Below are 11,998 nucleotides of genomic sequence, written 5' to 3' on the forward strand. Positions count from 1 at the left end.
GAACATGCGGCCTAAGGCTTCCTCTGCCAATTACGAATCTGGTAAAAACCTCGCCTTGACGATCTCCCGCAGCCCCTGCGAGACTGGCGACGCATGAAGCCTTCATTCCTCTCACGCGCCGTACTGCTGGCCTGTCTCGCAGTTTTCTCCACCTCTCAGGCTCAACAACCCGCGAACCAGAACGCGGAGGAGCAGGAGAAAAAGCTGCTGGATGACATGGAAAAGGTTGGCTGGGTGCGTGAAGGCGCAGGAGATCTCGGCGGCGTGGCCAAGATCGCCATCCCGAAGGGCTACCGCTTCACCCACGGCAGCGGCACCAGCCGTGTGCTGGAATTGTTTGGCAATCTGCCCCAGCCCTCCGCCTCAGGCATGCTCACCACCGAGGGATTCGGCCCTTGGATCATCTTCGGCTATGACGATTCCGGCCATGTGAAAGACGATGAGAAAAACGACATCAATGCGGATGAGCTTCTCGCACTCCGCCGCGAGGGACTGGCGGAATCCAATAAAGTGCGCAAGGAACGCGGCATCCATGAGCTGGCCATTCTTGGCTGGGCCATGCCGCCGCGCTTCAACGACACCACCAAAACTCTTGAGTGGGCGGTTCGAATCCAAAGCTTGGACGGGACAGGAGGCGAGTCTGTGAACTATGAGACGCGGCTGCTGGGCCGCACGGGTTCCATGAAGGTGCAGCTCGTGTGTGACCCGGCGGAGTTTCAGCCGCTGCTGACCGAGTTTCAGAAAGTCATGGGCGGCTTCTCCTATGTCGAAGGTCAGCGCTACGCGGAGTTCCGCGAAGGAGACAAGGTCGCAAAATACGGCCTCACCGCGCTCATCGCCGGCACCGGCGCCTTTGCCGCAGCCAAGATGGGCCTGTTTGGCAAGCTCGGGCTGTTCTTTGCCAAGCTGGGCAAGGCGGCGATCCTGCTGGTGGTGGGTGTTCTGGCCGGCTTGAAAAAGCTCTTCGGCAAAATCTTCGGCTCGCGTCAGCCCCCAGGCGAATAGCGCATGACCGACGGCCAGACGCTTCTCGCAGTCTTCGTGCTGCTGTATCTCATCGAGTGCCTGCGCCTCGTGCCTTCCACGGCCTGGATGGCTGCGGGCACGGGCAAGTCGGGCTGGAGCCCGCTGCGGCCATGGATGCGGCTGCAAATCGGCAGCGGCTCGCCATTGCTGCTCTCTCCTCTGCCGCCCATGCAGGCGCATGCTCTGGCGCTGCCATGGTTGTTTGTGCCCGAGCAAGAATCACTGCGTGTGCGATTGACCGACAGCATGAGCGTCAGCATTGCATGGGAGAAGCTGGCTCCACGTGTCGAGGAAAGCACGCTACAGCTCGACGCTGTGACCCGAGTGCGCCTGCCTTCTAAAACGCTGGCTGAACTCTGGCAGCAACGGCTCACTGAATGGCGTGGCCTGACGCCCGAGCAGCGCCGCAGCGCATTCCTCAAGCACGCCCGCACGTCACTCGACACGAAGTCTGCCCACACAACCGCCACGGCTTCATCGCAGCTCACCCGATCACTGCGGCTCTGCGCCACGATCCACTTCATGTGGTGCTTTGGCGTGATGAGCGTTTTGTATCATCGCTTTGGCGACAGCCTGATCGTGCTCGCGGCTGCGGGTGTGCTGCTGCTGGTGCAATTCTTCCAATCCTGGCTCTTTCTGCGCAGCACCCGGAAAAGCCGCGTCCTTATTCCGCATCGTCGCTGGCGCGCGCTCGGGATTGCCTTCCTGCCGCAACTGGCGATGCGTGCCTTTGATGTCGTGAATCTGACCACGGATGGCGAACCGCCGCATCCGCTCGCCTGGCGCGGACTGATGGATGACAAGCGGTGGATGGAAAGTGCGCGTCTGTTTTGGCGTGAGTCACGCTACGCTCCTGGCTGGCTTCAAGATGAAACGCTTCAGCTCGAAGCCGAGGCACTGGAAAAATTCTTCCGCCATGAAGGCATCGCAGAGGCTGATTATGACCCGCCCGCGACGGCAAAACTTCCCACCTGCCCGCGGTGCGGTGCTGAATTTCAGAGCGGCATGACCGCCTGCTCTGACTGCGGTGGCGTGGAACTGCGGCAGCCGGCGGCTTAGTTCTACTTTGATAAGTTAGCGGGATTTGGGAGCTGGCTGTACGTTGTGAGTGAGGCGGGGCGCCTTGCAGACGCTGCTGGTGGTCGTGGTATGTGGCGAAGGCGCTGGGTTTGCTTTCCCAAATCAGGTTGTGCCCTCTACCAGGGTAGCCTCGCTGAGGCTCGGCAACCCTTCGCTCTGATGCGCAGTCCCGTTGGGACTGGTGTCAAGCGGAGTGGGATGACGAAAGACGGCGACAACCGGCCAATGGATTCTGTGCCCCCGATGACTTACCAAAGTAAAATTAGGCTGCCATCACTTGGGAACGTGACGCAGCATCCATTCGGCCATTTCTGCGTAGATCGGAAAATCAGTGATCAGCACATTGTCGTGATCCGCGCCGGGAATTTCAACCCAGCGTTTTTCGATGCCGGATGGCAGGGCTTCATAGAGGAGGCGTCCACACTCGACTGGGATCACCCGGTCTGACGTTCCATGCGCGACAAGCACCGGGCATTTGAGCTCGGGAACCAGAGAGAGGGAGTTCGCCGCACTGACTTCCATGTGTGCCTTTCTTTGATAAAACCAGCCCGTCATGTGGCTCCAGACTGAACCCAGCCACTCTCCCACCCAGCCCGAAGTCTGATGACGCACCACGTGGTCCAATGAATCGAAGGTGGAAACCAGCACGGCAGCGCGCCAAGGCGCATCCTTCTCCACGGCTGAGCGGATGCTGACTGCACCTCCCATCGACAGCCCCATGATGCCTGCGGGTTGCGGATTGAAGCCGAACTTCGCTGCGGCCTCATGCAGCGCCAGTGCCGGAAGGTGGGCCTCCCGCACGCCATAGCTGGCGGTTGTTCCCGGGTGATCGCCATGAGCAGGCATGTCGGGCAGAATGCAGCGAAAGCCCACGGCGCAGAAACGCTCTGCGACGAGCAGGTAGTCCTCCTTTCGACCGCGGCGGCCATGCACCAGCACCAGATTTCCCACCACGCTTCCGGGTGCTGGCAAGCTGAGACCTTTCAGCGTCAACTGTTCACGGATGACCTGCCCGCGTTTTCCAAGTGCGCCCTGCGACTCAGGCTCACAGACGAGACATGGGGTGCCATCGGCACAGGTGAAGGATTTCAAAGCCACGCCATGTACCGCCGGATTGGACAGAAACTCATGATGATAATCCTGCAGCGGCCTGCGTGGCGGATGCGCCAGCTGATCTGCGGCCAGCCATCCGGCCAGCGGTGGCACCAGCAGAAGCGCGGCTCCCAGGATGACTCGTTTTCTTTTCACTGGCCGATGATGAGCAAGATTGTGCCTAGTGACAATCTTGTTATGTTCGCAAAAGCAGAACATGAACTTTTCCGCACTTCTTCGATTCCTTGCCATTTCGGTGCCCGCACTGCTGGCCAGCTGCGCCAAGCCTGCCTATGAGATGCGCGGATATGCGTCCTACATCGCGGATCAATATGCAGGCCAGTACACGACCTCAGGGTCCATTTATCAGCCGCAGGGCTGGACCGCCGCGCACAACACCCTGCCCTTCGGCACGGTGGTCAAGGTGAAGAACAACAGCAACGGACGAACGGTGAATGTGACGGTGACCGACCGCTTCCCTTATTACCCGAACCGCGTCATCAATCTCTCCCGCGCCGCTGCCGAATACATTCAGCTTCCCTATCGCCAGCTCGGCGATGTCACGGTGACTGCCAAAACCATCGCCAACGGCGCTGCGCCAGCGGCCAACTACAGTACGCCGCCAACCAGCTACGGTCCTGCTCCAGCCAACTACAACACCCCGGCTCCGGTCAAACACAGCACGCCGCCACGCACTGCGTACAAGGCGCCCAAAACGTATCGCGCTCCTCCAGCAGCCAGCAGCTACCGCACGCCCAGCACGGTGCCGCCTGCAGGCTATGGCACCGGTGCACCGCCCCCAGGGTATGGCACAACGGCAATGCCTGCGGGCATTCCTCCGCCACCGCCGGGGTATGGCGGAAGATGAGGCGGCCATATTTTTCTGCCACACTTTGGACTCGAGCGTCCATATCCACAGTGCATGGATTCTCTCACGCCGCCCAAAACTCCGCAGGATGCCGAACTCGCCAGACAGGTGGAAGCCGGTGACGACGCAGCGTTTCGTCTGCTGATGCAGCGGCATTTGCAGCCGCTGCGCGGCTACCTGGCGCTGCGGGCGCCGGTGCCTGACTTGATCGATGAAGTGGCGCATGACGCCTTTGTGTTCGCTTATCAGAACATGAAGGACTTCACCGAAGGGTCCATGCAGCCGTGGCTGCGCACCATCGCCTACAATCAGCTGCGCGACCGGCTGAAGGCGTATGCGCGGGACTTCACCAAGCACGAGCGCTACTCCGAGCAGGTGCGCTGGGAAATGGCTCTGGAGGCTTCTGACAAGCCCGTGAGTGATGAATCAGACCATCTGGCGACCTGCCTTGAGAAGCTGCGCCACCATCAGCGCACCATCCTGGATCTGCGCTACGAGATGCAGCTCAGCTCCGAGGAAATCGCGCAACGCACGGGCCGCAGCACGCTCGCGGTGCGCACCGTGCTGATGCGTGTACGCCAGCAGCTGCGCAAGTGCATTGAACTTCACCTGGAGCACAAAACCGCATGAACACCGAAGAAGCGATCGACAAGGCTTTGGAGGGGGTGCTCTCCAATCATGAATGGCAGATTTTGATGAGCGCCCCCGACACGCTCAAGGAGCTGGAAGAGCAACTCGGCATGGATGCACTGCTGCGGGTGGCCCTGGAAAAAAATGACACTCCTGAAGCTCTTGCTGATGCCATCGAAGCCAGCGTGAATGTGTCATCCGTCGATGATCTGATGCGCAGCATCGAAGAGTCAACCACTCGCCGTCGCCCGCGGCGCTGGTTCACCCACCTGCCCCGCTGGACCACCGCGGCCGCAGCTGTGTTGATCGGGTTCATCTGCGGTACTCTTGCGTGGCCGGATTTGTTTCAGCGGCTTGATCTTGCCCCCGTGGTGGCTCAGCGCACGGGCAAACGTGTCATCATGTACGGACGCATTGTCGCCAACCCACCTGTGACTCGTGTGGTGGTGGTGCCCGAGCCGATGCTGGTTCAGCCACCCCTTGCACCTGCTCCTCCAGCTCCGAATCCGCAGACACCGAAGGTGGTGGTCGTGGAGAAAAAATCGGAGCCTGCTCCGCCAGCAACTCCGGTGACACCGCCCGCCATCAGCATGGGCAACGCCCCCGCACCGGTGCCGGAGAAAATGGAGACCGTGACGATTCCTCCCATGAATCTTGCCTCGAAACCCAAGAGCGAGATGCCCATGGAGACTCCCGATGTCTCCTCGAAGATCGATTTCGAGCGGCAGGTGCTGCCGATTTTGGAGCGCTCCTGCTTTGAGTGCCACAGCAGCAAACTGAAGAAGCCGAAAGGTGGGATCCGGCTGGATGATCTGGAAGCGATTCGCGAAAAAAGCCAGACGGACAATCTCATCCTGCCGCACAAGGCCGCCAAGAGCACGCTGGTGAAATCCATCTCTCACAAGCCCGGCGACGATGATCTCATGCCGCCGCCCAATGATGGCAAGCCGCTGAGCGCCGAGGAAATTGCGCTCATCCGGCGCTGGGTTGAAGAGGGGGCGAATTTCGGATCGTGGACCTCCATGCGTGCGAAGGAGGTTTCGATCTCGACGCTGAACGAGGCTGTGGATATCACCCAACTCAAGGCGGTGGCGGCACGCATTGATCAGCTGATCGAACGGGACCTGAGCAAGCACGCGGAGGAGGCGCGCCCGATGGCCAGTGAATTCGTGTGGCTGCGCCGTGTGTATCTTGACCTTGTGGGCCGCATTCCCACCAGCGATGAGGCGAAACGTTTCATCGCCCTCAAAGAACCCGAGAAGCGCGGACGCCTGATCGAAGAGCTGCTGGCCTCCAACGGCCACGTCAGCCACATGTTCAACTACTGGTGTGATCTGCTGCGCGCCAAAGACGACCTGGCCGAAGGTGTGCAGGGGGATTTTTATCTCGCCTGGATCAAACAGAGCGTGCGTGAAAACAAACCTTTCGACGAATGGACACGTGAGCTGCTGAGCCCCGAAGGCTACGGCTGGCGTGCACCTGCGGCGGGCTATTACCTTCGTGACGGTGAGAACCGCGCCGCAAACATCGAGAGCACGGCCACGCTTTTTCTTGGCACGCAGATTTCCTGCGCGCAGTGCCATGACCATCCTTACAGCCGCTGGACGCGGAAGGAGTACCATCAGTTCCTTGCCTGGACCTCCGGGATCAAGACTGCGTCAAAAGAAGACGGAGTCGGAGAAGTGGGCGGCAAGGCAATCCGCGAAGCGGCAGAGCGCTATGACCGCATGGCGATGGACAAGCTGGACTATGAACGGCGGCAAAAAAACCAGCGCATCCGAGATGCCCTGCTGGCGCTGCAGCGTGCGGCCGGTGGTGCAGGCGTGGTGAATGGAGAGGGGCAGCCTGCCAAGCTGCCGGACGATTACCAATACCCGGATGGCAAACCCGGCGAGCTGATTCCTGCGGCTGTGCTTTACGGCGAATCACCGGCCACAGGTGCACGCCCCGCAGAAACTCTGGCTGCGTGGGTCACCGCGCCCAATAACACACGTTTCGCCCTCACGCTGGCAAACCGCCTGTGGGCCAAGTTGTTTGGCATGCCGTTCGCAGGCCGGGTGGATCAGGTGCGTGAAGTGGCGGACTGCGAGAATCCTGGTCTGGCTCAGTATCTCGTCAATGTGGTGCGCGATTCGAAATACGATGTGCGACGGATTCTGCACATCTTCACCCTGACCCGCGCCTATCAGCGCGAAGCCGGACTGCCGCCGCAGGATTCTTCGGTGGTGTATCGCTTCCCGGGTCCGGTGGTGCGTCGTTTGAGCGCAGAACAAGTATGGGACTCGATGATGGCGCTGGCGGTGAAGGATCTGGATTTGAAACTGAATTTTGATCCTCCAGGTGTCGCTGAACTTGAAGCTGCGGTCGCTGCTAAAAAAGGGAGCGAAGTCACCGCAGTAGCCCGCAAAATTGCAGGCAAGGAAGAACGTGAAATGAAGGTGGAGGAACGCCGTGCACGCCTGCGCAAGGAGATGGCCCGCGAGTTTGCCGGTGGTGGCCTGGAGCGTGCCTCGGAGCTGCCGCAGCCAACGCCTGATGGTCATTTCCTGCGCATGTTTGGCCAGGGAAACCGTGACTTCATCGGTGATGCGTGGAGCTCCTCCACGGTGCCGCAGGCGCTGCTCATGCTGAACAGCGATTTCTTTGACCATGTGGCGCGTTCCGGCAGTCCTTTGTCCGAAAGTTTGCGGGGGCTCAACAACATCACCGAAGTCTCGCGCGGCGCCTTCCTGGCCGTAATGACACGTGAGCCGACGCAGGCCGAGCTCGATGCCTGCAAGCTGGCGCTGGGAGATGCACGCAATGCCAAGGCGCTCGCCCGCACGCTGCTCTCCACTGCTGAATTCATGTTTCAAAAATAACCCCTCACTTTATGAAGCACTCCCTGAACCGCCTTGATGATGTCTCCCGTCGTGAGTTTGTCACGCGCATGGCCCGCACCTGCCTCGGCGTCAGTTTGGTGCCGCCACTGGGCCTCGCGCGAGCGCTGGAAACGAGCACGCCGAAGTTTGCCAGCCACGTCATTTATCTGAACATGCGCGGTGGCATGAGCCACATCGACACCTTTGACACCAAGCCCGATGCGCCTGCGGGGCATCAAGGGCCGGTGAAAACGATCAAGACCAAGGCGGATGACTTGCTCATCTCCGGCTTCTTTCCCAAGCTGGCGGAACATGGGAAAAAAATAGCGGTGGTCCGCTCGCTGCACCACACGCAGGGTGCCCACGAGCCGGGCGTGTATAAAGTGCTCACGGGTTATGAGATGTCCGCCACGATGCGGCATCCGGCGCTCGGTGCGTGGGTGGCGCGGCAGGTGACGCAGGGACATTCCACCCTGCCGCCTTACATTCGCCTCGCGGGTCTCGCCGGGCATCCGGGCAGCGGGTTCATGGATGCACGGTATGCGCCTGTCCCGGTGCTGGATGCCAGCAAGGGGCTGGAACACACCCAGCTGCAAAACGGCGACTCCATGACCAATCTGCGCAAACGCAGCGGGCTCGCTGAAAACTTCAACCGCGATTTCCTTGCGCGCTACCCCATGGCGGACGTCAAGGCGCATGTGGATGTGTATGCCGACGCCATCAAACTCATGACCAGCAAGGATCTCGATGCCTTCGACATCACGCAGGAAAAAAGCAAGCTGGTGGAAGACTACGGCAATGATGAATTTGGCCAGGGCATTCTGCTGGCGCGCAGGCTGATTGAGAGCGGCACCAAGTTTGTCGAGATCGAACTCGGCGGCTGGGACACGCATGCGGACAACTTTGCCCAGGTGGAATACCTCTCTAGTCGTGTGGACAATGCGGTGGGCACCTTGCTGGAGGATCTGGAGACACGCGGCATGCTGGACAGCACGCTGGTGGTGCTCACCACGGAGTTTGGCCGCGGCCCCAAGATTGATGGAACGGGACGCGGGCACCACCCCATCGCGTTTTCATCGTTCATCGCGGGCGGGGGCGTCAAAGGCGGTCAGGCTTATGGCAAGACGGATGAGACCGGGACGCATGTGATTGAGAACCCCGTCACCGTGCTCGACTTCCATGCAACCATCGGAGCGCTGCTGGGTGTGCCGCCACAGGAAACCATCTCCGCCGGCAGTGGCGGAAGTTTCAGCATCTATGGCGGCACTGGAGCGAAGCGCGGCGTGCCGATCGCGGCGCTGATCTGATCAAGCTGCTTTGGAATTACGCTCGATCCAGTCATAGAGCATCGGCAGCAGCAGCAGCGTGAGCAGCGTGGAGCTGATGATGCCGCCGATGACGACGGTGGCCAGCGGGCGCTGCACCTCGGCTCCCGCACCATGCGCGAGGGCCATGGGCACGAAACCGAGGGCAGCGACGAGAGCGGTCATCATGACGGGACGCAATCGCGTGGAGACACCGGTGAGCACGGCATCGCGGACGCTCATGCCTTCCTCACGGAGCTCGTTGAAGTAGTTGACCAGCACGAGTCCGTTGAGCACCGCGACACCGCTGAGTGCGATGAAACCGACTGCAGCAGTGATGCTGAAGGGCATGCCGCGCAGCTCAAGGGCGATGATGCCACCGGTCAGCGCGAGCGGGATGCCTGTGGCAACGAGCAGGGTCTGACGAATGCTGCCGAAGGCGAAGAAGATGAGCATCAGAATGAGCGCCAAGGCGGTGGGCACCACGATGACCAAACGGGCGCGGGCTTCCTGAAGATTCTCAAAGGTGCCGCCAAACTCGAAGCTGTAGCCCTCGGGGAAGGTTACTTCTTTTTTGATGCGTGCACTCGCTTCATTGACGAAGCCTTCCATGTCGCGGTCCTTCACACCGACGAGGATGGCGGCACGGCGCTGCGTGCGGCTGTGGCGGATGGGCTCCACGGTTTTCTCGGTGTGGATGTCCACGGCATCTCCCAGCGAGAGCATGCCGAAGTCACCGACACGCAGAGGCAGGCTCTTCATGATTTCCTCCTTGGCACGCTCTTCCTCCGGCAGGCGCACGACGATGTCGCGCTTGCGATTGCCTTCGACGACCTGACCGGACACTTCACCGCCGAGACCCGCAGAGACGGCATGATTGAGCTCGGCAAGGGGAACGTTGTACTTGGTCAGAACATCCCGCTTCACCTGCATCACGACGGTGCTGGTTCGACCATCTGTTTCAAGCTCAGCGGATCCCCCCGGAGTGTTGTTGATGATGTCACGAATCTGGCTGGCAAGCTTTTCGAGCATGTCAAATTCGATGCCGTAGATGCGCACGGTGAGCTCGGCCTTGGAACCTTCCATCATTTCATTGAAGCGTGTCTCGATCGGCTGGCCGAATTCGATGCTCTGGTCTTCGTGCTCGCTGAGCGCCTCCTTCTCGATGGCGGCGCAAAGCTCGGCCTTGTTGGTCGGCAGGCCGGGGCCTTTGGGCCACTCGGAGACGGGTGTGTAGAAGACGTAGAAATCCGTTTCGTTTGGCGGCATCGGGTCGGTGGCCACTTCGCTGGTGCCGCTGCGGGTGAAAAAGCGGGTGACCTGCGGAAACTTTTCACGCACCATTTTGCCGAGCACGAGGTCCTCATGCAGCGACTCCTTGAGGCTCATGCCGACTTTGCGGTAAATCATCCCGGCGATGGAGCCTTCGTCCAGCTTGGGCACGAACTCGGCCCCCAGTGTGCTGAAGCGCCAGCCGCAGAAAGCAAAGAAGGCGACTGCCAAAAGCACCACCGCCCAGCGCATTTTGATGGCGGTGCGCAGCATGGGCTGGAACACGCGATTGAGACCCGAGATGATCCAGTTGTCCTTTTCGGCGACGTTGCCGCCGAGGAAGAACGAGCACATCGCGGGCATGAGCGTCAGCGCCAGCAGCAGGGCCCCGGCGAGCGCAAAAATCACCGTCACCGCCATGGGGCGGAACATTTTGCCTTCGACGCCCGTGAGCGTCAGAATCGGCAGATAAACGATGGTGATGATGAGCACCCCGAAAAACATCGGGCTCGCCATCTGCTTGCTGCCGGCGAGCACTTCGCGTGAACGCTCTTCTTTGGTGAGAATGCGTCCGAGGTGATGCTGCTTGACCCCGATCCTGCGGATGATGTTTTCGACCATGACCACGGCGCCGTCGATGATCAGACCGAAATCGACCGCGCCAAGACTCATCAGATTACCAGACCATCCGCCCTGAACCATGCCACAGATGGCAAAGAGGAATGACAGCGGAATGGCCAGCGCCACGATCAAAGCCGCGCGCCAGTTTCCGAGAAGGACGAGCAGGACGACAATGACGAGCACGGCGCCTTCGAGGAGATTTTTTTCCACCGTGCCAACGGTGGCCTCGACGAGATCGGAACGTTCGTACACGACGGTCACATCCATGCCCGCAGGCAGCTTCTCCTTCAGCTCCTCCAGCCGTGGGGCCACGCGATGGCAGACGACGCGTGCATTCTGCCCCATGAGCATCATCACGGTTCCCAGCACGACCTCTTCTCCGTCCATGGTGGCCGCACCGCCGCGGAAGCCGGCCCCCCACTGCACCTTGGCCACGTCCTTCACCCGCAACGGCTCAATGGCGGCACCGAATTTGATTGGCAGCTGGGCGATTTCCTCCGCCGTGCTGACACGGCCCACACTGCGAATGGTGAGCTGCTCATCACCGCGATTGATGACGCCGCCACCGGCGTTTTCGACGTTGCCGCGAATGATGGCGGCGAGTTCGCCCACGGTCATGTTCGCCGCTTTTAATTTATCGAGCATGGGCTCGACCGTGACCTGACGCTGATGTCCGCCGTTGCTGTTGATTTCCGCCACGCCTTGCACGACGCGCAGGTGCGGTTTCACGATGTATTCGTGTGTCTCCCACAGACGCATGAGGCCTTCCTTTTCATCCGCAGGCTTCTCCTTGGCCCCCTTCTTCCAATGAAGCGTGTAGTAGAAAATTTCCCCGAGCCCCGTGCTGATGGGAGCAAGGCTCAGCGAGCTGCCCGGAGGCAGATCGTTCATCACGGCGGTGAGACGTTCGGTGACGAGCTGGCGTGCACGAAAAATGTCCGCGTCGTCTTCAAACTGGATCGTGACCTGGCTGAGGCCAAACTTTGTGAGTGAACGCGAATCGAGCACGCCGGGCATCCCGGAGAGCGCCATTTCGATTGGGCGTGTGACAGCGCGCTCGGACTCCTCAGGAGCCAGGGCCGGCACAGCCACGTTCACCTGCACCTGCGGGCCGGTGAGATCCGGCACTGCATCGATGGGCAGGTGCATGAGTGAATACAGGCCCGCACCGAGCAGGCCGAAAGCCCCCAGCAGCACGAGGGCACGCTGGCGGACAGAGAATTCGAGAATGAAATTGAGCATGA

Annotated in this window: 8 protein-coding genes; 6 read left to right on the forward strand and 2 right to left on the reverse strand. The window is 60.5% G+C overall.

Annotation, left to right across the window (positions count from 1 at the left end; genetic code table 11):
- Positions 1-93: 93 nt before the first annotated feature.
- Both AC24GY_RS14210 and AC24GY_RS14215 read left to right on the forward strand, forming a co-directional pair.
- Entirely contained in the window at positions 94-1,005 is a 912-nt protein-coding gene (locus AC24GY_RS14210) for a DUF2167 domain-containing protein (RefSeq protein WP_487684069.1), read from the forward strand.
- Between the two features lie 3 nt (positions 1,006-1,008).
- The gene (locus AC24GY_RS14215) at positions 1,009-2,085 is read left to right on the forward strand and encodes a zinc ribbon domain-containing protein (RefSeq protein ID WP_487684072.1); all 1,077 of its coding nucleotides are present in this window, start codon (positions 1,009-1,011) and stop codon (positions 2,083-2,085) included.
- A gap of 294 nt (positions 2,086-2,379) precedes the next feature.
- On the opposite strand, the gene AC24GY_RS14220 is transcribed toward AC24GY_RS14215, so the two are convergent.
- The gene (locus tag AC24GY_RS14220; RefSeq protein ID WP_487684073.1) at positions 2,380-3,354 is read right to left on the reverse strand and encodes an alpha/beta hydrolase; all 975 of its coding nucleotides are present in this window, start codon (positions 3,352-3,354) and stop codon (positions 2,380-2,382) included.
- Between the two features lie 61 nt (positions 3,355-3,415).
- On the opposite strand from AC24GY_RS14220, the gene AC24GY_RS14225 reads away from it, so the two are divergent.
- The 4 genes from AC24GY_RS14225 to AC24GY_RS14240 are packed head-to-tail and all read left to right on the forward strand — an operon-like array spanning position 3,416 to position 8,864.
- Positions 3,416-4,066, forward strand: a complete 651-nt coding sequence (locus tag AC24GY_RS14225; RefSeq protein WP_487684076.1) for a septal ring lytic transglycosylase RlpA family protein — start codon at positions 3,416-3,418, stop codon at positions 4,064-4,066.
- Between the two features lie 54 nt (positions 4,067-4,120).
- Complete coding sequence (locus AC24GY_RS14230; protein WP_487684079.1) at positions 4,121-4,696, forward strand: RNA polymerase sigma factor; 576 nt, start codon at positions 4,121-4,123, stop codon at positions 4,694-4,696.
- Positions 4,693-7,557: a DUF1549 domain-containing protein gene (locus AC24GY_RS14235; protein WP_487684082.1), complete on the forward strand. Its 2,865-nt coding sequence runs from the start codon at positions 4,693-4,695 to the stop codon at positions 7,555-7,557. The genes AC24GY_RS14230 and AC24GY_RS14235 overlap by 4 nt, the downstream gene beginning before the upstream one ends.
- 11 nt (positions 7,558-7,568) lie before the next feature.
- Complete coding sequence (locus AC24GY_RS14240; RefSeq protein WP_422319191.1) at positions 7,569-8,864, forward strand: DUF1501 domain-containing protein; 1,296 nt, start codon at positions 7,569-7,571, stop codon at positions 8,862-8,864.
- Here the strand turns inward: AC24GY_RS14240 and AC24GY_RS14245 are convergent, their stop codons facing one another.
- A complete protein-coding gene (locus AC24GY_RS14245) occupies positions 8,865-11,996 on the reverse strand; it encodes an efflux RND transporter permease subunit (RefSeq protein ID WP_422319189.1) in 3,132 nt (1,043 codons plus the stop codon).
- Between the last annotated feature and the right edge of the window lie 2 nt (positions 11,997-11,998).

It is taken from the genome of Prosthecobacter sp. Pr1 (genome assembly GCF_057652315.1).